The organism is Embleya sp. NBC_00888 (assembly GCF_045207655.1).
Taxonomy (GTDB): domain Bacteria; phylum Actinomycetota; class Actinomycetes; order Streptomycetales; family Streptomycetaceae; genus Embleya.
The window spans coordinates 7,547,290-7,568,494 of sequence record NZ_CP108784.1 but is presented as its reverse complement, the minus strand read 5'-3'; the positions used below and the strand labels follow the sequence as shown (position 1 = coordinate 7,568,494).

At 71.4% G+C, this 21,205-nt stretch carries 19 protein-coding genes; 2 read left to right on the top strand and 17 right to left on the bottom strand.

The window, feature by feature from the left end:
* Positions 1–107: 107 nt before the first annotated feature.
* Entirely contained in the window at positions 108–686 is a 579-nt protein-coding gene (locus OG948_RS32340; protein WP_406299854.1) for an SRPBCC family protein, read from the bottom strand.
* A 190-nt stretch (positions 687–876) separates the two neighbouring features.
* Between OG948_RS32340 and OG948_RS32335 the strand changes: the two genes are divergently transcribed.
* Positions 877–1,935 carry an NADPH:quinone reductase gene (locus OG948_RS32335; protein WP_406299853.1) on the top strand — a complete coding sequence of 353 codons (1,059 nt, stop codon included), beginning with the start codon at positions 877–879 and terminating at the stop codon, positions 1,933–1,935.
* Positions 1,936–2,012: 77 nt separating this feature from the next.
* Positions 2,013–2,411 (top strand): VOC family protein, encoded by a 399-nt coding sequence (locus OG948_RS32330; RefSeq protein ID WP_406299852.1) that lies wholly within the window; start codon positions 2,013–2,015, stop codon positions 2,409–2,411.
* 67 nt (positions 2,412–2,478) lie between these two features.
* Here OG948_RS32330 and OG948_RS32325 read toward each other — a convergent pair whose 3' ends face one another.
* The 16 genes from OG948_RS32325 to OG948_RS32250 form a co-directional block, all read right to left on the bottom strand.
* On the bottom strand, positions 2,479–4,821 hold the full coding sequence (locus tag OG948_RS32325) for an amino acid adenylation domain-containing protein (RefSeq protein WP_406299851.1): 2,343 nt from the start codon (positions 4,819–4,821) through the stop codon (positions 2,479–2,481).
* A gap of 121 nt (positions 4,822–4,942) precedes the next feature.
* The gene (locus tag OG948_RS32320; protein WP_406299850.1) at positions 4,943–6,031 is read right to left on the bottom strand and encodes a 3-deoxy-7-phosphoheptulonate synthase; all 1,089 of its coding nucleotides are present in this window, start codon (positions 6,029–6,031) and stop codon (positions 4,943–4,945) included.
* Positions 6,032–6,061: 30 nt separating this feature from the next.
* Positions 6,062–7,084, bottom strand: coding sequence for a ketoacyl-ACP synthase III family protein (locus OG948_RS32315; protein ID WP_406299849.1), 1,023 nt, complete (start codon positions 7,082–7,084; stop codon positions 6,062–6,064).
* Entirely contained in the window at positions 7,071–7,577 is a 507-nt protein-coding gene (locus OG948_RS32310) for an SRPBCC family protein (protein WP_406299848.1), read from the bottom strand. Before OG948_RS32310 ends, OG948_RS32315 begins: the two co-directional genes overlap by 14 nt.
* On the bottom strand, positions 7,574–9,163 hold the full coding sequence (locus tag OG948_RS32305; protein ID WP_406299847.1) for an aldehyde dehydrogenase family protein: 1,590 nt from the start codon (positions 9,161–9,163) through the stop codon (positions 7,574–7,576). The genes OG948_RS32310 and OG948_RS32305 overlap by 4 nt, the downstream gene beginning before the upstream one ends.
* Positions 9,164–9,515: 352 nt before the next feature.
* Entirely contained in the window at positions 9,516–9,914 is a 399-nt protein-coding gene (locus OG948_RS32300; RefSeq protein ID WP_406299846.1) for a YdeI family protein, read from the bottom strand.
* On the bottom strand, positions 9,911–11,836 hold the full coding sequence (locus OG948_RS32295) for an anthranilate synthase family protein (protein WP_406299845.1): 1,926 nt from the start codon (positions 11,834–11,836) through the stop codon (positions 9,911–9,913). Before OG948_RS32295 ends, OG948_RS32300 begins: the two co-directional genes overlap by 4 nt.
* Complete coding sequence (locus tag OG948_RS32290) at positions 11,833–12,492, bottom strand: isochorismatase family protein (protein WP_406299844.1); 660 nt, start codon at positions 12,490–12,492, stop codon at positions 11,833–11,835. The genes OG948_RS32295 and OG948_RS32290 overlap by 4 nt, the downstream gene beginning before the upstream one ends.
* A gap of 47 nt (positions 12,493–12,539) precedes the next feature.
* On the bottom strand, positions 12,540–13,310 hold the full coding sequence (locus OG948_RS32285; RefSeq protein WP_406299843.1) for a 2,3-dihydro-2,3-dihydroxybenzoate dehydrogenase: 771 nt from the start codon (positions 13,308–13,310) through the stop codon (positions 12,540–12,542).
* Between the two features lie 10 nt (positions 13,311–13,320).
* Positions 13,321–14,814, bottom strand: a complete 1,494-nt coding sequence (locus tag OG948_RS32280; protein ID WP_406299842.1) for an amidohydrolase family protein — start codon at positions 14,812–14,814, stop codon at positions 13,321–13,323.
* The gene (locus OG948_RS32275; protein ID WP_406299840.1) at positions 14,811–15,158 is read right to left on the bottom strand and encodes a phosphopantetheine-binding protein; all 348 of its coding nucleotides are present in this window, start codon (positions 15,156–15,158) and stop codon (positions 14,811–14,813) included. Before OG948_RS32275 ends, OG948_RS32280 begins: the two co-directional genes overlap by 4 nt.
* Positions 15,159–15,165: 7 nt before the next feature.
* The gene (locus OG948_RS32270) at positions 15,166–16,833 is read right to left on the bottom strand and encodes a (2,3-dihydroxybenzoyl)adenylate synthase (RefSeq protein WP_406299839.1); all 1,668 of its coding nucleotides are present in this window, start codon (positions 16,831–16,833) and stop codon (positions 15,166–15,168) included.
* Between the two features lie 3 nt (positions 16,834–16,836).
* Positions 16,837–17,883, bottom strand: a complete 1,047-nt coding sequence (locus OG948_RS32265; RefSeq protein ID WP_406299838.1) for a ketoacyl-ACP synthase III family protein — start codon at positions 17,881–17,883, stop codon at positions 16,837–16,839.
* Positions 17,883–19,226, bottom strand: a complete 1,344-nt coding sequence (locus tag OG948_RS32260; RefSeq protein WP_406299837.1) for a salicylate synthase — start codon at positions 19,224–19,226, stop codon at positions 17,883–17,885. Before OG948_RS32260 ends, OG948_RS32265 begins: the two co-directional genes overlap by 1 nt.
* A gap of 274 nt (positions 19,227–19,500) precedes the next feature.
* Positions 19,501–20,706 carry a cation:proton antiporter gene (locus OG948_RS32255; RefSeq protein ID WP_406299836.1) on the bottom strand — a complete coding sequence of 402 codons (1,206 nt, stop codon included), beginning with the start codon at positions 20,704–20,706 and terminating at the stop codon, positions 19,501–19,503.
* A gap of 85 nt (positions 20,707–20,791) precedes the next feature.
* Positions 20,792–21,013: a hypothetical protein gene (locus OG948_RS32250; RefSeq protein ID WP_020555717.1), complete on the bottom strand. Its 222-nt coding sequence runs from the start codon at positions 21,011–21,013 to the stop codon at positions 20,792–20,794.
* Positions 21,014–21,205: the final 192 nt, after the last annotated feature.

Sequence of the window (21,205 nt, the reverse complement as noted above, 5' to 3'; positions counted from 1 at the left end):
GTCAGACCTTCGTCGGTGGGTTCGGACGGGCCGACGACCGCGCGGGGAGGATGTGGGATGGCGGGCGGTGGACCCGGTCGGCCGAGGTTCGGGGGGCCGGCGGCGGTTCAGTGCCGGACGGCGGCGGAGCGCTCGACGACCCGCTTGACGCGTTCGAGGGTGACCGGCAGGTCCGCGGCGAGTTTGGCGCCCCACTCGGCCAGGAAGCGCAGCTTCTCCCGCTCGTCCATCGCCGCGGTGATGCCGCGGATCCCCTCGGTGGCGCGGCCCATCCGGAACCGGTGGGTCAGCACACAACCGCCGGCGGCGGGCTCGATGTCGTAGCCCCACACGCTGTCCTGCCGCACCCCCGCCGAGTCCCGCATCGCCCAGCCGAAGCCGCGCCCGGGCTCGGCGGCGACCACCTCGGATTCGGTGAACCACGTGCCCCGGACCACCGGGGCCCAGCCGACCACGTCCGCGGCCCGCAGGTTCTCGCCGCGGAACACCGCGCCCACCGTGCCCGGTTCGCCGCGGATCCAGGTGCCGCCGACGCACTCGGGACTCCACTCCGCGCTGCGCGGCAGATCGCTGACGACCGCGTAGACCTCGGCCGGGTCGGCCGCGATGTGCGTATGCGCGGCCAACAGGAACAGCGGCGCACGCTCGCCGGCCTCGAAGGCCGCGAAGCTGGGTGCGTTGGTCATCTCCCGGCGCCCCTTTCGGTGTCGCTGGTATGGGCGAAAGCACTGCTACCACTCATCACGTTATGGTGGTAACAGCGCGACGACCACGCCCTGGCGATAAGACGTCCTTCTCGAATCGCGAAGCCACGCGCGTCCCGAACCGGCGGGTCACGCACGGGAATTCACCTCGGCCGATGCCAGACTCCGGTACATGCGCGCTGCCTACCTCGAACGGCTCGGCCCGCCGTCGGAGATCCGTTTCGGCAAGCTGCCCGACCCCTCCCCCGGCCCCTGCGACGTGCTCGTCGACGTGTGGGCCGGCACGGTCAATCCGGTCGACACCTTCGTGCGCTCCGGGCGGTTCGCCACTCCCGTCGCGTTCCCGTTCGTGATCGGCCGCGATCTGGTCGGCCGGGTCGCCCGGGTCGGCCCGGGTGCGCCCGGCTTCGCCGTCGGCGACCCGGTCTGGAGCAACAGCCTGGGCCACGGCGGCCGGCAGGGCGCGGCGGCCGAGCGGGCGGTGGTCGCCGCCGACCGGCTCTACCGACTCCCGCCGGGGGTGGATCCGTACACGGCGGTGGCAATGCTGCACCCCGCGGCCACCGCCCACCTCGCGCTGTTCGCGCACGGCGGCCTGCGCGCCGGCGACACCGTGCTGATCGCGGGCGCCGCCGGAAACGTCGGCGGCGCACTGGTCACACTGGCCGCCGAGGCGGGCGCCCGGATCCTGGCCACCGCCTCGGCCCGGGACGCCCGATACTGCCGCGAACTGGGCGCCGAGATCGTCTGCGACTACCGCGATCCCGACCTGACCCGACACCTCGCCGAGGCCGCCCCGAACGGCGTGGACCTGTATCTGGACACCTCCGGCCGCAACGACCTGGCGGCGGCGGTCGACCTCCTCGCCCGACGCGGCCGGATAGTCCTGCTCGCGGGCGCGGGGTCGGGCACCGCACCGGTGTTGCCCGCGAGCGAGCTCTACATGAAGGACGGCTCGATCCGCGGTTTCGTGATCTCGCACGCCGGCGTCGACGAGCTCGCCGCCGCCGCGGGCACGATCAACCGCCTGCTCGGCAGCGGCCGGTTGCGCCCGCGCGCGATGGAGATCCTGCCGCTGTCCGCCGCCGCCGACGTGCATCGTCGGATGGAACGGCACGAACTGCACGGCACCAGGGTGGTACTGCGCACCGACGCCGCGCACCGACTCGATTCGCCCGGTCCCGCCGACTCCCCCGGGCGCGCCGGGCCGCCCGGTCCCGCCGGGGAGTGACCCCTAACGATCCGCGGCGTTATCTCCATGTCGGACCGGTTCCGCCGAACACCGAGGGAGCACGAATGTTGCGAGGTTTGGCCCATGTCAGGTACCAGGCGGCGGATTTGGCCGCGGCCCGCCACTGGTACACCGAACTGCTGGGCATCGAACCCTACTTCGAACGCCCCGGGTATGTCGAGTTCCGGGTCGGCGACTTCCGACAGGAACTGGGTCTGGTGGACGCCGCCTACGTCTCGGAGCTGGGTGCGCACGGCACGGCCGAGGCCGGCGGTGCCGTCGTCAGTTGGCATGTCGAGGATCTGCCCGCCGCCCTGAACCGGTTGCTGGCCATGGGCGCGAAGGAGCACGAGCCCGCCCGCGACTTCGGCGAGGGATTCGTCGGTGCCTCGGTGATCGACCCGTTCGGAAACGTGCTCGGCATCATGCACAACCCGAACTACCTGGACGTCCTGGCCGAGACCGGCAAGGCCTGAGCCCGGCGCACCACGGCTCGTCGTCCCCATCGGCCACGCCGGGGACGACGGCCGCTCGCACGAGGGGTCAACGCGCGCGGGCCACCTCGATCACCCCGGCCATCCGGTCGATCGTGGGCTCGTGCAGCAGATCGCCCAACTCGACGTCGATGTCGAAGAGTTCGCGCACCTGCTCGGTCAGCCGAGCCCCGCGCAGCGAATCGCCGCCGAGTTCGAAGAAGTTGTCCCGCACGCCGATCCCATCCAGTTCGAGCACCTTCGTCCACAACTGCACGAGCGAGTGCTCGGTGTCGGTGCGCGGCTCCCGGTACGGGCTGTCCAGGTCCGGCCGCGAGCGCGGCGGTTCGGGCAGCGCGGCACGGTCGATCTTGCCGTTGACCGATGTCGGCAGCCCGCCCACGACATACGCGGACGGCACCATGAACGCGGGCAGCTTCTCCCGCAGCGCCCGACGGATGTCCGGGACCGCCGGCGCCGGTTCACCCTTGGGCTCGATGTACGCGGTCAGGCGCACGTCCCCGTCGGTGTCCCGATGCGCCAGGACCGCGACCTGGGCGACGCCCGGCTGCCTCGCGGCGACCACCTCGATCTCGCCGAGTTGCACGGTGTTGCCCTGCACCTTGAGTTGGTTGTCCACCCGGCCGATGATCTCGATGCCACCGTCCTGCCAGTACCGCGCCATGTCGCCGGTGCGGTAGAGCACCGGGTTCCGGTCCGGATCGATCGGGTTGGGCACCCACTTCAACGCGGTCGCCTCGGGCCGGTTCAGGTAGCCGGCCGACAGGCTGTGGCCCGCGATGCACAGTTCGCCCACCACGCCCGGCGGCACCGGCGCGAGGTTCTCGTCCAGCACGTAGATCTTGACGTTGGGAATCGGCCGGCCGATCGGCGGCAGCCGGCGGGCGCGTCCCTCCACCCCCAACTCGCGGCCCAGCTCGGTGATGTCGCAGCCGGCGACGGTGGTCGCCTCGGCGGAGCCGTACAGGTTGATCAGGCGGAACGGCAGCCCTGCGGGCGGCCAGGACTGGATCCGCTCGCCGCAGACCCTGATGTTCGCCAACGGGGTGTCGGCGGGCCAGTCCAGGCTCCACAGCCGCTCGGCCATCGGCTTCATCAGCAGCGTGGTGGTGATCCGCTTGTCCAGGTACCAGTCCTGGAGCAACTTCGGGGATGCCACCACCGATACATCCGGAATGTGCACCGTACCGCCGGCCGCGAGCACCGGGAAACACTCGACCTCGACCATGCCGTAGCCGGGCGCGGCCAGCCAGGTGCCCTGGGTGTCGGCGTCCATCCCGGTCATCTCGCACATGCTGTGGATCTGATTGCGCGCCGCCCCGAACCGGACCAGAACCGCCTTCGGCGCGCCGGTGGAGCCGGAGGTGTAGCAGATGTGGATCAGGTCGTCGACGTCCACCGGCGCGCTCACCTCGGTGCTCGGCTCGGCGTGCCAGTCGGCGACGTCCAGCGAGAGCACCGGGCAGTGCCCGGAGACCTTGTCCTCGTGCGCGGACAGCGTCACGACCGCGGCGGCCGAGGCGTCCTCGACCATGAAGCGCACCCGATCGGCGGGAAAGTCCGGGTCGAGCAGGATCGCCGCCGCCGCGAGCTTGAAGCAGGCGAGTTGGGCGATCAGGCTCTCCGCGCCACGCGGGAAGCAGACCCCCACCCGGTCCCGCCGGCGCACGCCGGTCGCGGCCAGGCGGTGCGCGAGGCGATTGGCGCGGTCGTCCAGTTCCCGATAGGTCAGCGTGCTGTCGGGCAGCGCGATCGCGATCGCCTCGGGGGTTCGGCGCGCGAAGTCCGCCACGATCTCATGGAAGAACGGCTCGGGTACGTCCTGTTCGGTCCGGTTCCACTCGACCAGGATGCGCTGCCTCTCCTCGTCGCCCAGCAGCGGCAGGTCACGGACGAGCACGCCGTCGTCGGCGCTCAGCGCGCAGAGCACGCGGGCCAGATGCCGGCCGTACTGGGCGGCTGCCTCCTCATCGAACTCGTCCTGGGAGAGCAGCAGTTCGTAGCTGCCCTGGTCGACGCACAGGGTCAGCGCGGCGCGGGAGACGAAGTCCCGCGCGGCCGCGTCGGCCACCATGCCGTGGCACGGGCGACCTGCCGCCGGTTGTGCGGGCGGCGCGGCGGCGACGCCGGCGAGCAGTTCCGCCGCCGTCTCGTCGCCGGACACCCGCGGCTCGATCGTCTCGGTCGGTCCCGATCCGGTACGGCGCGCGATCAACAGATCGGTCTCGCCGGTGTATCGGTGGATCAGCGCCGCGAGCGCCGCCGACGCGTACCGCTCCGGATCCGACTTCGCCCGGTCGGGGGCGGCGATGGCGATCCGATGCACCGCTCCGGTGCGATCGCCGTCGATGTGCCGGGCGAGCGGAAGTGCCGAACTCGTGGTCGTGGCCACCGGAATCGTTCCTCTCGAATTCTCGGGTGTCGGAGTGTCGGGGATGGGGTGGGGTGTCGGGGGTCGAGGTGTCGTGTCGGGGGTGGAGCTGTCGGGAAGCCGGGTGCCGGTCCGAGTGTGCTCAGGCCACCATCACCGACGGATCCGCCGCGCGCCGGGCCGTCACCGCCTCCGCCAGGCACTCGACCATGTGCGTGGTCTGCTCCCAGCCCGCGCACGCGTCGGTGACGCTCTGGCCGTAGGCGAGGCCGTCGGTCCGGCCCAGGATCAGGTCCTGTCGGCCGCAGGCCAGGAAGCTCTCGATCATCATCCCGGCGACGCCGGACTCACCGTCGGCGATGCGTTCGGCGACGTCCTCGACCACGTTGGTCTGCTCCTCGTGGTCCTTGCCGCTGTTGCCGTGACTCGCGTCGATGACCAGCCGCCCGGGCAGTCCCGCGGCCTGCAACTGATCGAGTGTCTCGGCCACGTCGGGCGCGCTGTAGTTGGGGCCTTCGGTCCCGCCGCGCAGCACCACGTGGCAGTCGGGGTTGCCGCTGGTGGTCACCACCGCCGCCTGCCCGTCGTCGGTGACGCTCGGGAACACGTGGCTGTTCGAGGCGGTGACGATCGCGTCGATCGCGTCGCCCGTGCGACCGGCGGTCGTGTTCTTGATCCCGACCGGCATGTCCAAACCGCTGGTGAGCTGGCGGTGCACCTGACTCTGCACGGTGCGCGCACCGATCGAGGCCCACGAGACCGCGTCGGCGAAGTACCGGGCGATCATCGGGTCGAGGAACTCGCAACCGATCGGCAGCCCGGTTTCCAGGATCCGCACCATCAGCCCGCGCGCCATCCGCAGCCCGGTGTTCAGGTCGAACGACCCGTCCAGGCCGGGATCGCTGACCAGCCCCTTCCAGCCCATCCGGGTACGCGGCTTCTCCACGTACACGCGCATGACGATCAGCAGTCGGTCGGCCACCCGCCGGGACACTTCCGCCAGGCGCTCGGCGTAGACCAGCGCGGCCTCGGTGTCGTGGATCGAGCACGGACCGGTGACCAGGACCAGGCGATCGTCCTTCCCGTTCAGGATGCGCTTGACGTCCCTGCGGGCCGCCAGCACGGCCTTGCGGGTCTCCGGCGGGATCGGTATCTCCTTCCGCAGGGCGGTCGGCGACATGAGTCTGTCGACCGCGGTCACGCGGGAGTCGGAGTTGCGGCTGAGGCTCATGACAGGGTTCCCTTCCTTCCGATCGTGGGGTCAGGACCGGTCCGCCGCGAACACGGCGGCGGAGAAGGTGAAGCCCATGCCGGTTCCGATCACGAGCACCCGTGCCCCGGGTGCCAAGAGGTCTTCCTTGAGCAGGTGGTCGAGCGCGTAGATCTGGTCGGCCGCGCCGAGGTGGCCTATGGTCAGCCCGAGTCCGTGCAGGTCGTGGCGGGGGGTGATGCCGAGCGGCCGGACGAAGCTCTCCCGGTGGAGCGTGCTGCCGACGAACGGGGTGACGAACCAGTCGATCTGCTCCTGGTCCAGTTCCGCGTCGGCCAGGGCGCGGGCCACCACGCTGCGGGTGCGCTCCGCCGAACGTGTCTGCACGTCCCGGATGGAGATCTCGCCCCGGGCCAGGAATTGCCGAGTGCGGTGCCGGATGTCGCCCTGCCCGGAAGGCGCGGTACGAAACGGCTCGTCGCCGCGCGAGAGCCCCTCCAGGACCGTGTCGGTCTCCGAGACGAGCGAGACCAACCGCAGCCGACCGCCACCTCGGGCGAGCACGGCCGCCGCGGCACCGTCGCCGAACACGATGCCCGGGGAGGTGTGCCAGCGATCGGTCGGCGGCGCGAACCGGTCCCCCAGCGTGATCAGCGCGGACGGCAGCGCGGGGCGCGACGCGAGCATCGCCGCCGCGATGTCGATGCTGGCCAGCGAACCGTTGGACCACGCGGAGACGGTCGTGGGTATCCCGTCGACGCGCGGACCCAGCAGCTCCTTGGCGATCCAGCACGCGGCGGGCCACATGTCGATGCCCTGGAAGTGCCCGTGGCTGTGCAGGTACAGGCTGCCCGGGTCGACCACGGTGCCGTACTCCTGGGCGTCCTTGATCGCCTGGCGCCCCGCGATCACGGCCATCTCCGGCGGCGCGAGCCGGGCCTGGGCGACGCTGACCATGCCGGTGCTCTCGGCGGCCTCGGCCTCGTAGTGGCCGGCCGCGACGGCGTCCGAAACGGGGGTCCGCTCGCCGAGTGTGCCGCCGGTGCCGGTGATCCAGATGTCATCGAAGCGCATGGCTCGGGCTCCCTTCCGGGATCACGGCGACCGGCAGGTCGCGCAGGTGGTGCCCACCGGCGGTGATGCGCGCGGTACCGCCGACGCCGATCAGGATGTGGTGTGCGGCGCGGACCAGGACCCGGCCGACGGCCGAGTCGATCGCGCCCGCGAGGTGCGGCACGCTGGTGCGGTAGCCGACCTCGAACACGGCCTCGCAGCCGTCGTCGGTGTCGGTGCACGTCCACGCGCCGCCGAAGTGTTGGAAGTCGCCGTCGACCTGTTCGAACTCGATCCGGTACGGCTGCTGCTCACCGCTCGCGTCCCGGGTGCGCTGCGTCCACCGGGCGGTACCGCCGCGGAAGGCGAGCGTCCAGTGCCGCAGGTCGTCGCCGGCGTCCTGGACCGAGACGATCTCGGCGGCCCGGTCCGGGAAGACCCGGTCGTCGCGGAGCCGTTCGATCGCGGTCGCCGCCGAGCACGGCAGCGCGGCCTTGAGGGTGCGGGAAGTCATCGGGTTCCTCCGAGTCGGGGCGTCGGGCGGACGATGCTGACGCCCTGCAGATGCGTGGTGCGCAACATGGGATGGCTCGCCTCGCCGAAGGCGCCGCCGGTGAGGCCGGTGCCGCCCGAGTTGGGCAGGAACGGGAGGAAGTTGCCGTGCGAGTCGTTGATCTTCAGGTTGCCGCCGTTGGTGACACCGGACAGGAACCGCTCGATCTGCTCCGGGCCGGTCGACCAGAACGAGTTCCGCAGGCCGTAGGCGTTGCTGTTGACGAACGTCAGGATCTCCTCGAACAGTCGCTCGTCCGAGTCGCCCGGCTCGGGCACGATGATCGGCAGCAGCGGGAAGAACGTCTCGTCCCGGACCACCGACAACGAGCGGGCGTCACCGAGTCCGGCCACCCGCACGATCGTCGGTTCGATGAAGAAGCCGGTGTCCGACGGGGTGCCGTCCACCTCCAGGCGACGGCCGCCGTGCACCAGGGTCGCGCCGCCCATGAGGGCCTCGGTCAGGCAACCGAAGAACCAGTCGGCACCGAGCACGGGGGTGAGCACCACGCCGGGCTCGTCGGGATAGCCGGGGTGGATCTTGCCGGTCGCCACGATCAGTCGCTCGATCAGCTCGTCCGCGATCGCGGGGTGTGCGATCACCTGGTTGGGCACGTTGCAGATCTGACCGGAGTTCAGGAAGAACTGGGTCATGGTCTCCACCGCGGCGTCCAGGTCCGCGTCGAACCACACCACGCAGCAGTCGTTGCCCGCGAGTTCGAGGATCGGTTTCTTGCCCGCGGCGATGCAGTCCCGCTCGAAGGCCAGGCCCTGCTTGCTGCCGCCGTAGTAGACGATGTCGTTCACGTGTTCGCTGGCCAGCCAGGTGTCGACGGCCGGCGGGCCGCAGTAGGCGTTCAACGTGCCGGCGGGCGCTCCGGCCGCCTCCAGCACCGGCGCCACCACCTCACGCATGGCGTACATGCAACTGAGCGCGACGCCGCGCGGTGCGCGGACCACGACGGTATTGCCCGCCAACAGCGCGGTGATCGCCGACAACGCGTTCACCGTCGCCGCGTTCTGCGGCGGGTTGACGCACACCACACCGTCGGCCACGCGGCGCAGGATCATCTCGCGCTCTCCGTCGTGACGACGGAACTCCAGTTGTTCGGCGCACCATTCGAGCGTCTCGGGGCTCCACCCGGTGAGCGGGATCCCGTCGATCATCGCCTCGGCCCCCGAACGGGGCTGCCCCTCGGCGACCAGGATCTCCACCAGCGGATCCCGATGCTCGCCCAGCCGCCGCGCGATCGCCCGCCCGATCTCCATCCGGGTGGCGAGCGGCGTGCGCGCCCACTCCGGCGCGGCACCGGCGGCCGCCTCCAGCGCCGCCGCGATCATGCCTTCGTCGGCAACCGCACACACTCCCGCGAGCCGATCCCCGGCACTCTCCCGATCGACCACGCCCAAGTCGAGATCACGCTTCAACCGCAGACTGGGAAAGGTGTCCTCGATGATGGCCCGAGCGGTGACGGTGTGCACATACTCCCCGCCTTCGCCGCCGATGTCCCGGCCGCCGATGTAGGCGGGATAAACCCTGGTGGTCACGGTTCTCCCTTTCAAGCGAAGGATGTGGATACCAGCAAAAACGCTACGCAGGTAACACACCGGGAACAACGCACCCGCGATAAGACTTGGTTCTCACCCTGGGAACCAACAAAGCCCCCAGCCGACCGGCCCTCAAGGCCAACCAGCCCGGCCGGCGCTTGAGGCCAATCAGCCCGGCCGGCGTTTGAGGCCAAATAGCCCGTGCGGCGCTTGAGCACAACCAGCCCGGCCGGCGCTTGAGGCCAACCAGCCCGGCCGGCGTTTGAGGCCAAATAGCCCGTGCGGCGCTTGAGCACAACCAGCCCGGCCGGCGCTTGAGGCCAAACAGCCCGGCCGGCGCTTGAGGCCACCATCAACCAGAGCCCGCCGCAGGCGAACCCGCGACCCACCGCCCATCCGCCTTCGCAGCCTCGATCCGCGCCAACCCCGCACCCCGCATCCGCCCACGCTCGATCAACTTCTCCGCCCGCCGGCAATTGATCCTCGACCAGTTGCTCCGCGCCCGCCGCGGGGTGTACCGCTGCGCCCACCACCCCTCCGGCGTACCGCCGGAGAACGCCTTGCCGTCGATCCACCCGTAACACAACGCCACGTCCAACGCCTGTCCTCGCGTCACCGACGGCGCCTCCGTGCCCTTCTTCGCCAACGCCACCCACACCCCGTCCGACTCGGCGTGGTTCGCCTCCATCCAGGCGCCGAACTCCTCGGCCGAGGCGAAGTACAGGGTCTCCTCACCATCGTCGCCGCTCACGTGCGCACCTTCCCCTCCGCCAGATCACCCAGCAACTCACCCAGAATCTCGGCCCCGTGATCGGTCAACACCGAAGCCGGATGGAACTGCACCGAAGCGAACCCCGGCCCGCGCAGCCCATGCACCTCGCCACTGCCCGGGTCGCGAAACACCTCGACCGCGCCGTCCCGCGCCGCGCACCGGATCGAATCGCTCGGGCTCAATGCCGCGAACGTGTTGTAGAAACCGACCCGTTCGGCCCGCCCGAAGCAGTCGACGGTCCGTTGGGTGCCCTGATTCGGCAGCGGATTGCGCACGATGTCCAGCCCGAGCATCGTGCTCAGTACCTGATGGGCCAGACACACCGACAGGAACGGCGTGTCCGCCGCCAGCAGCGTGCGGGTCACCTCCCGGATCCGGGCGATCTTGGGATGCGCGTGATCCCGAGGGTCCCCGGGGCCCGGGCCCACGATGACCAGGTCGTGCTCGTCCAGGCGATAGTCCTCGTCGAACCGCCGAACGGTCACCACCAACCCTTGCGCGGCCAACAGGTGCCGCCCCATCGAGGTGAAGGTGTCCTCGGCGTCGATCACCAGCACGGTACGACCCGCCAACCTCGGCTCGGGCCGGGTTCGTTCCCCCGGCCCGGCGAACCAGAAGCCGGCCAGCGGCAGGTTCCGCGCCGCCAACGCCCGCCGCACGTCCGGATGTTCGCCGAGATCAGCGCCGGTCCCGGCCGGCCGGCCGACCGCACCGCCCACCGGGCCGCGCAACGCCTCCAGCAGGCCGGCCGCCTTGGCCCGGGTCTCCGCCGCCTCCGAGACCGGATCCGAATCACGCACCAGCGTCGCGCCGACCGCGATCCGCAACCGGCCCGCCGGATCGACATCCGCCGTACGGATCAGGATCGCCGAGTCCATCGCCCGACCACCATGCGCGTCCCGCCCGATCAACGCGACCACGCCCGCGTAGTAGCCGCGCCCGGCCGGTTCGTGCCGCGCGATCACCCGGCACGCGCTCTCCAACGGGCCGCCGGTGACCGTCGGCGCGAACATCGTCTCGCGCAACATGTCCCGCGCGTCCAGCGAACTGCGGCCCTCGATCAGGTATTCGGTGTGGGCCAGCCGCGCCATGCGTTTCAACCGCGGTCCCACCACCCGACCACCGAGGTCGCACACCCGGCCCATCATCTTGAGTTCCTCGTCGAGCACCATGTAGAGCTCGCCGGCCTCCTTCTCGTCGGCGAGGAAGTCCAGCACCTCGCCCAGGTCCGGTCCACCCTCCGGATACCGATACGTGCCACTGATCGGATTCATCACCACGGTGCCCGCGTCCAGGCTGATGTGCCGCTCCGGCGAGGCGCCCACGAACGTACGGCCCGCGGTGTGGATCACGAACGTCCAGTAGGAGCCCGGGTCGCGTCCCAGCAACCGACGGAAGAAGGCCAACGCGGTATGCGGCGACCAGTTGCCGATCTCCACCCGGAACGAGCGCTTGATCACGAAGTTGGCGCCGGTGCCGCGCCCGATCTCCTCCGCGAGCACCGAGCGCACCGTGTCCGCGTACTGCTCGTCGTCGGCGTCGAAGCCGCCCCGGCCCAGCTCGATCGGCCCGTCCGGCAGTCGATCGAGGATCTCCGCGACGGACACCGCGTCCTGGTCCAGGACGGTCATCGCCAGTAGTGGTGCGCCGTCGTCGGGAAAGTCGTAACCCCGCTCGCCGATCTGCCGATACGGCAGCACGGCCAGCGTCTCGTGCCGGCCGCGACCGCCGGGCGGCGGCAGCGGGATGTCCGCGATCCGGCCCGGCTCGGTGATCCGCCCGATCAGTACGTCGATCCGCTCGGGCCCGGCCGCGCCCGGCCGGTGCAACAGCGCGAACGGCGGTGGGTCCGGCGCCAGGACGCGATCCAGGACGGACGGGCCGGGCGGCGGGCCGGTCATCGCTTCGCTCCGCCCGACGTCGTCGTCGACATCGCCAACGCGACCCGGGTGGACACCGTCACCGAGCACCGGGACGCCAGGTAGTCCAGCGCCATCCGGTGGTACTCCGTCGAGAAGTCGGCCACCGCGTCGGCCACCACGAAGGTCTCGATGTCGTGCGAGAAGGCCTCGTGCGCGGTCATCAGGATGCCCACGTGCGCGTAGACGCCGCAGATCACCAACTGATCCCGGCCCCGGGCTCGCAGCAGGTCGAGCAGGCCGGTGCGGAAGAACGCGCTGGGCCGCCACTTGGTGAACACGGTGTCCGCCGCGTTCGGCGCGATCCGGTCCGGGATCATCCGCTGCCCGGGCTCGGCGGTCATCCCCGGGCCCCAGAAGTCCGCGAGCAGGCCGCGCTGTTCGTTGCTCATCCCGCCGGGTTGCGCGGTGTACGCCACCGGCGCGCCGCATTCGGCGAACCGGGCCCGCAGCGCGGCGACGTTGTCCATCAGGTCGGCCATCGGCGCCCGGTCCGCGTCGAAGGGCCGCATGAAGTAGTGCTGCAGATCGTGGATCAGCAACACCGCGCGCGCGGGATCGATCGTCCAGGACGCGACGTTGCGCGGCAGCTCGTCCTCGGTCGGCATGGGGTAGGACGCGATCGCCGGGATCGCCATGATGCCTCCGTTCTCGTGCGGTGGGGGACGCTCGACGGAGCGCGCGCTCAGTTGCCCAGCGCCGCGCCGCCGTCGACCGTGAGCTGGTGGAGCGTGATGTGCGCGGCGCGGTCGGAGAGCAGGAACAGCACCGCGTCCGCGACGTCCTGCGGTCGGGCGAGTCGCCCGAGCGGAATGCCGACCCGGAAGGTGGCCGCGGTGCCCTCGATGGAGGCCGCGCGCGCGTCGCCGTCCGCCCACAACGAGGTCAGCATCGGCGTGTCGGTGGAGCCCGGGGCGACCACGTTGCACCGGATGCCGTGCCCGGCCAGTTCCAGGCCGAGCGACTTGGTGTAGACGGTCGCCGCGGCCTTGGACGCCGCGTACGCCGCCATGTCCCAGCGCGGGGTGCCCGCCGCGTTGGAGGCCACCGTGACGATCGCGCCGCTCGCGCGCGGAATCATCCGGCGGGCCACCGCGCGGCACACGTGGAAGACACCGGTCGTGTTGACCGCGAAGGTCTGCTCCCAGTCCTGATCGGAGAGTTCGGCCGCGGCGCCGGTGCGCAGCACCCCCGCCGCGTTGACGAGGTAGCCGATCGGCCCCAGTTCGTCCTCGATTCGGGCCACCACCGCGTCCACGTCCGCGCTCGATCGCACGTCGGCGGCGAATCCGCGCACGCGGTGTCCGGCCCCGGCCAGTTCCTTGACCGGCGGGCCGAGCGCCTCGGCGTTCGCGTCGAGGGCCGCGACCGCGATCCCCTCGGCGGCCAGCGCGCGCGTCACCGCGCCGCCGATGCCTCCTGCCGCCCCGGTGACCAGGGCCGTCGTGTCCCGCATCGGGCACACCTCATTTCCGCTGTCGTCGGGATTTCCGGGGTCGTCCGGTGAGCGCGGCCACCACGTCCGGGTCGATGCCCAGGCAGCGCACCGAGAACGAGCCGAGCGCCGCCAGGTACTCCGCTTCCAGGTCTGCCTCGTCGACGCCGGTGGCCCGGCCGCCCTCGACCAGGACCCGGCCCGCGACCACGACGGTGTCCACGTCGGTGGATCCGCCGAGTGCGAGGAAGGCCTCCAGGGGACGCGGGTTGAGCAAGTAGCGCCAGTCGTCGGTCGGAATCAGTTGCAGGTCCGCCTGCTTGCCCGCCTCGATGCTGCCGATCTCCGCGGCCCAGTCCAGACCTCGGGCGGGCAGCCGGGTGGCCATCGCCAGCGCGTCGGTGGGCAACACCTCGGTGGGATCGGCGTACATCTCGTTGTACATCTGCCAGCAGGCCCGCATGGCCTCGGCCATGCCGCCGATCGGCAGCGAGGCGCCGTCCGTGGACAGCGAGACGTCCAGACCGGCGCGCCGGAACCGGGGCATCGCCCGGGTCTCGGTCAGCGCGGACTCCCCCGCCGGCCCGTACTTCGCCGGCGAGTGGCTGATGTGCGCGTTCGCCTCGATCAGCAGCTTGCTCTCGTCCTCGTCCGCGAACGCGCAGTGCACCGCCATGAACCGGTCGGACAACAACCCGAGTTCGGCGAACCGGCGGACCGGGGTGTTGCCGTGGTAGGCCAGCATGACCGCCGACTCGTTGCGCAGCGCACCCACGTGCGTGCCGAACGGGACGTCGAAGCGGTCCACCAACTCGGCCAGCCCGGCGCCGAGTTCGTCGCTCATATTGGTGCCGTAGACCGCGGTCGGCCAGGCCCGGACCAGCCCGTCGGGATCGGCCGCGACCTCGCGCAGTACGTCCTCGATCCGGCGCAGTTCGTCGTCCGCGTCCCGGGTGCGACGAAACCGTGTCTCGCCCTCCGCGCACACCGCGTCGCTCGCCCACGTGCTGACCACGCAGCGCATGCCCAGGTCCCGTGCGGCCCGGATCAGCGCCTGGGGCCGGTTGAACGAGCCGACGTCGCCGAGGGTGGTCGTACCCGACCGCAACTGGGTCCACATCGAGTAGCGCGCGATGGCCGACGCCTCGTCCGGAGTGAGCAGTTCGAGCTGATCGTGGAAGACGTCGAAGGCGGTCGAGATCTGCCGGATGTCGCCGCCCAGGGCCATGAACGCGGGCTTGTCGTCCCGATCGGCGGGCGGCCGCAGGGCCCCCTTGAACGGGAACCGCAGCGCGAACATCTCGTGCCAGTGCGCGTTCACGAAGCCGGGCAGGATCATCTTCCCGCGCGCGTCGATCGTGCGCAGGCCCACCCGCAGGGCCGGCGTCAGACCGGCCTCGACGTCGGCGGTGGTCCCGACCGCGGCGATCCGCCCGGCCTCGACCAGGACCGAACCGTCCGGGATCACCCGTGCGCCGGTGTCTCCCGGATACAGGCAGCCGCCGCGGATCAACAGCGCGCTCATCGGTCCGCCTCCGGCTGCCCCTTCGCCCCGGCCGCGGCGAACCGCTCGGTCCACGCGTCGATGGTCGGTTCGGCGGCCAGGTCCCGGAATTCGACCGCCAGGCCCTGTCGTCGCCACCGGGTGACCAGGCGCATCATCTCCAGCGAACCCAGGCCGAGCAGCACGAGGTTGGCATCGCCGGCGATCTCGCCGGGCGGGGTGCCGATCATCGCCGAGACGCTCGCGCGCAGGTCGGCCGAGGTCGGCGGGGCGGGAGTGGGGCCTGCGGGCCCGGTCGTACCGGTGGTGCCGCTGGTGTCGGTGGTGCCGGTGTCGGTAGTGCTGGTGTTGGTCGTGCCGTCCATGTCCGGTTCACCCTTCCCGGTGTTCGGAGACGCTTGCGGCCGGTCCCCAACTCCGGCTCAGTGTCGGGTCGTTCGCCGCGGCCGTGAGGACCTTCTTGTCCACCTTGCCGAGCGCGGTCAGCGGGAAGGCGTCGACGTGTTCCATCCGGTCGGGCAGCTTGTACTCGGCCAGCCCGCGCTCGTGCAGGGCCCGCTTGAGGTCGGCCAGGGTCGGCGGTTCGCCCCGGCAGATCACGAACGCGTGGATGCGCTCGCCGAGGAACTCGTCCGCGACCGGGACCACCGCGGCGGCGTCGACCGCGGCGCAGCTCAGCAGGTGGCCCTCCACCTCGCCGGCGGCGATCTTGTCGCCGCCGCGGATCACCACGTCCTTGAGCCGCCCCTCGATCACCAGGTGCCCGGCCGGGGTCAGTCGGGCCAGGTCGCCGGTGCGGTAGAAGCCGTCCGAGGTGAAGGCGCGCCTGTTGTGCTCGTCGGCGCGGTAGTAACCGCGCAGCGTGTACGGGCCGCGGGTGAGCAGTTCGCCGACCTCGCCGAGCGGCACGTCGGCGTCCCGCTCGTCCACCACGCGCACCTCGTCGGCCACCGAGATCGGGCGGCCCTGCGTGGTCAGGACCGCCTCGGCGGCGTCGCCGGCGCGGGACATCGCGAGCAGGCCCTCGGCCATCCCGAACACCTGCTGCAATCGGCAGCCGAAGCCCGGCTCGATCCGGGCGGCCAGTTCCACCGGCAGCTTGGCGCCGCCGATCTGGATCAGCCGCAGGCTCGACAGGTCCGCCGCTCCCCACTCCAGCGCCTCCAGCCACAGCCGGGCCACGGTGGGCACCACCGAGGTGAGGGTGACCCGCTCGCGCTCGATGGCCCGGAAACAATCGTCGGCGGAGGGGTCCTCGGCCAACACGACCGTGCCGCCGGCCGCGAGCGTGCCGAGCACACCGGGGCAGCCCCAGGTGAAGTTGAACTCCACCGGCAGCGCGGCCAGGTACACCTCGTCCGGGCCGACCTCGCACACCTCGGCCGCCGTCCGGATCTGGTAGGCGTAGTCGTCGTGCGTACGCGGAATCAGCTTGGGCAGCGCGGTGGTTCCGCCGGAAAGCAGGAAGAAGGCCACATCCGCCGGGTCGTTCGCGGGCAGCGGGAGCGGATCGGCGTCCACGCTCGCCAGTGCGAACATCGATGCGCCGGCCCCGGCCGGCGGGTCGCCGTGCACGAACACCGCGCGCAGACTCGGAACTTCGTCGAGCATGCGAAGCGCGAGACCGGCGTGGTCGAAGCCCCGATGACGATCGGGCACCACGTATGCCGACGCCCCGGACGACTCGCACAGGTGCCGGATCTCGGTGGCACGGTGCGACGCGAGCGAGAACACCGGCTTGGCGCCGACCCGGAACAGCGCGAACGCGACGATCACGAACTCGGCGACGTTGGGCAACTGGAGCACGACCCGCTCGCCGGGACGCAGTCCCCGCCGGTGGAAACCGGCCGCCATCCGGTCGATCCGGTCGGCCAGGTCGCGGTAGGAGAGCCTGGCTTCGCCGCCGACCAGGGCGGTGCGATCGCCGTGCGCGTCGGCCCAGGCCCGGGGCAGGCCGCCGAGGTCGACGCCGAGCCACAGCCCTTCGCGCCGATAGCGTGCGGCGACCTCGGCCGGCCACGGTACACATCCGTCCGGCATCGGTCAGCCCTCCTTCGCGGGCTCGTACGGGGCGACGATCTCCAGCACCGCGCAGTCGGTCTCCATGCCCGGCCCGGCGCACAACAACAGGACGTGATCGCCGGGGACCACCTCGCCGCCGGTCCACACGTGTTCGAGGCCGATGAACGGGTCCGCCGCACCGGCGTGCCCGAGCGTGCGGGTGAGCTCCCAGGTGCCGCGCGTGTCGTCGATGCCCAGCGGGTCGAGGTAGATGCTCTCCAACGCGCCCCGGGTGTAGCCGGAGTGGCAGATCCGGGCCACCTTGTCCAGCGCCAGGCCGGCCTCGGCCAGCGTGCGCTCGACCGTCTCGGCCACCACGTCACCGAAGTGCCCCATCGGCGGTGCCACACCCTTGGCCCACTGCTCGCGCCAATAGGCGCTGCGTTCCTCGAAGTTGAGCGAGCGGCCGATGGTGATGCCGGGCGGGAAGCGCTTCTCGCCGCCTCGGTGCAGTTCCTCCATCGACGGATTCGACACCGCCCCGAAGGCCAGCACTCGGGCGAACCCGGCCCGCCGGGACACCACCGCGGCCGCGCCGCCGTCCGCGAGCAGGAACAACTTCGACGCCCGCCACCGATCCACCAGCGGGGTACCGAAGTTGTCTCCGCAGGTCAGCAGCACCGCGTCGTGGTCCGGGTTGCCGAGCAGCCGGTACGCGGCGCTCTCCAACGCGGCCAACGAACCCAGACAACCCGGCCCCACCTGGACCGCCGTGATCGGCCGGTCCAGCGTGTTGCGCAGCACGTAGTGCGGCGCCGACCAGCCGTCCGGGCCCTGGTGGTGGGTGGCGGTGTGCAGCAGCGCGCCGAAGTCGTCCGGATCGTGGCCCGACCGGCGCACCGCGACCTCGGCCGCCCGCACCGCCATGTCCGGCCCGGGCAGGTCCCCGGCGACCATCACCGACTCCATACCGGACGCCTCACGGTCCGCCGGGTCGTACCAGGACGCGCCGACCGCGAACGCGGTGCTCACCACGTCGGGTCGATACGAGCCCACGCCCGCGACGAATACGTCCTCGTGGAACCTCATCACGCGTCCTCCTCCCGCGCGGGCACCAGGTAGCGCGCCACGCTCTCCAACTTCTCGCAGGTCTCCTCGAACTCCCGTTCCGGCGTCGAGTGGCCGACGATGCCGGCGCCCGCGCGCAGCCAGGTGTGCCCGTCCTTGCGGTAGGCGCTGCGCAGCACCAGGGCCGCGTCCAGTTCGCCGGTGTGGTCCACCGTGAGCACCGCGCCGCTGTACAGACCGCGCGCGCCGGGCTCGTGTCGGCGGATCGAGGTGTACGCGGCGTCCTTGGGCACGCCGGACGCGGTCACCGCCGGGAAGACGGCGGCGAAGGCGTCCCAGATGCCCGCGCCCGGCGCCAGTTGCCCGGACACCCGGGAAGCCAGGTGCTGCACACTGCCGCGCTCGCGTACGGTCATGAACTCGGGCACCGACACACTGCCCTCCACACACACGTCCTCGAGTTCGTCGGTCCCGGTCTTGACCGAGATCGCGTGCTCGTAGACCTCCTTCGCGGAGGCCAGCAGGTCGGCGCGCAGGCTCTCGTTGACGAGCAGGTCGGGGGTCAGCGCGCGGGTGCCGGCCAGCGGTTGGCTGACCACGGTGCCCGCCGCGGACACCTTGACCACGATCTCCGGGCTGAAGCCGATCGCCTCGATGCCGCCGAGGTCGAGCAGGAACGAGCGGGCCGGGTTGTTGCTCCGCCGGCCGGTCACGTAGGTCGCGATCAGGTCGATGTCCTCGTCCACGTCGACCACCCGGGAGAGGATCACCTTGTGCAGGTCGCCGTGGTTGATCTCGTCCACCGCGAGCTTGACCGCCTCGCGGTACTCGAACTCGCCCCGGCCGTGCACGTCCAGCGGTCGGGCCGGCTCGGCGGAGCCCGCGACCGGCGTGCCGATCGTGGCCATCAGGGCGCTCAGCGTCTCCTGGTCGACCGCGCGCAACAGCGCGTGCCCCTCCTCCAGTCGGACCTCGGCGCGCGGCACCACCAGGTGCAGCAGTCGCTCGTCGCCGACGTGCGTGAGGTCGCCGTCCTTGGCGTAGGACAGTTCGAAGGCCGCCCAGCCGTACGCGCGCCACTCGGGCACCGTCACGGTGTCCAGGAGTCGGGACACCAGGTCCAGCGGCCGGTCGTCCCAGGGCAGCACGGTGTCCGGCTCGTGCTCTCGGCTCAGCCTGGCACCGTGCCGGTCCAGCGTGAGTTCGGCCCGCACCCCGCCCGCGTACGACCACGTGCCGCCGTTCTCGTAGACCACGTAGGACGCGTGCAGGCCGGAGCCGGCCAGTCGGGCCGCGACGAGCAGCGGCTCCTCGGCGAGCGGGATCTGCGTCTCGAAGTAGTGCAGCCACCTGGTGGGACTCATCTGCGGGCGTCCTCTCGTAGCGGTCGGGATCGCGCGTCGACGACCGCGACGCGCACGGCCGCGGGCGGGACGACGGCGGGGGCGCGGCGGGCCGGAGTCGGACCGATGCCTGGGGTTACCGTCAACGACGATACGGAGGTAACCGGGCGGGAACCACAAGCCCGCGATAAGGGGTTCTTCTCGAAACGCGAAGTCGGCGCATCCCGTTGGGGATACGCCGACTCGGGGTGTGCGGCCACTGCCCGAACCGGGCGGGGGGCTCGACCGTCCGCCGCTACCGCGGGGTCAGGTCGTCGTCGTCCTCCTCGATCGGGGCCGGTACCGCCTTGGGGCCGAACAGGCGGCGCAGCACGGGCTCGGCGTAGCGCGCCGTGAAGGGGCCGGCGACCACCAGGATGAGCACGTACGCGGCGGCGAACGGTCCCATCCGCGGCTCGACGCCCGAGGTGGCCGCCAGGCCGGCGATCACGATGGAGAACTCGCCGCGCGCGACCAGCGCGCCGCCCGCCCGGTAACGGCCGGGTTTGGCGATGCCCGCGCGGGCGGCGGCCCAGTAGCCGGTGGCGATCTTGGTCAGCGCGGTGATCAGGGCCAGTGCGGCGGCGGGCAGCAGTACGCCCGGCAGCGCGCCGGGGTCGGTGGACAGGCCGAAGAACACGAAGAAGACGGCCGCGAACAGGTCGCGCAGCGGCGCGAGCAGGGTCTGCGCGTGTTCGGCGACGTCGCCGGAGATCGCGATGCCGACCAGGAAGGCGCCGACGGCGGCGGACACTTGCAGCTTGTCCGCGATGCCGGCGACCAACAGGGTCAGGCCGAGCACGCCGAGCAGCAGGAACTCCGGCTCCTCGCTGGAGAGCGCCTTGGAGATCCGACCGCCGTGCCGGAGCGCGAGGAAGAGCACGATGCTGATCGTGCCCAGCGCGATGGCCACGGTGAGCGAGCCGCCGAGCAGTCCGACGCCGGCCAGCAGCGCGGTGAGGATGGGCAGGTAGAGCGCCATCGCGAGATCCTCGATGACCAGGACGGACAGCACCACCGGGGTCTCCCGGTTGCCCAGGTGGCCCAGGTCGCCGAGGACCTTCGCGATCACCCCGGACGAGGAGATCCAGGTGACGCCGGCCAGGGCGAGCGCGGCGGTGGGCCCCCAGCCGAGCAGCAGGCCGGCCACGAAGCCGGGCACCGCGTTGAGCAGCGCGTCGATCGCTCCGGCGGGCGCGGCGGCGCGCAGGTTGGTGACCAGTTCGCCGGCCGTGTATTCCAGGCCCAGCAGCAGCAGGAGCAGGACGACGCCGATCTCGGCGCCGATCTCGATGAAGTTGTCGCTCTGTGAGAGGTCGAGCACGCCGCCGTGGCCGAAGGCCAGACCGCCGAGCAGATAGAAGGGGATGGGCGACATCCCCATCCGGGTCGCGACCCGGCCGAGGATGGACAGGCCCAGGATGATGGCGCCGAGTTCGATGAGCAGTGTTGCCGGGTGCATGGGTGGGTTGTGCTCGCGGTGTTCGAAGGGGCAGGACGGTCTGCGGCTCGAACCGCGGGGTGAGGGGGGTCCGCGGGCGGGTGGGTCAGTCCTCGGCGAGCAGTTCCGCGAGCGCGACGGCCTCGGCGCGGGTCAGCCGCACGCCCGGCCCGCACGCGTCGGGGTCGTCGACGTTGTAGAAGGCGATCCGACGCACGCCGTCCCGGCCGGCGACCACGGAGATGGCCCGGCCCGCGACGGTGGACAGGGTGTACTGCGTACCGATGCCCGGGAGGGGGGTTTCGCTGATCGGGACCTGGCCGCCCATGAGGTTCTCCTGTTCGAACGAGGGCCTTCAGATTAGGTGCAACCGGGGGGTGGTCGGCCCTCTTCCCCGGGTATCGAGCTTCCTCGGGCACCGACCCGGGTTCGACACGGTTTGTCGTGGGCGTCGTGGGGGGTTTCGTTTGTCATGGGCGTCGTGGAGGGGTTTCGTCGGATGTCTGCGCCCCGGACGACC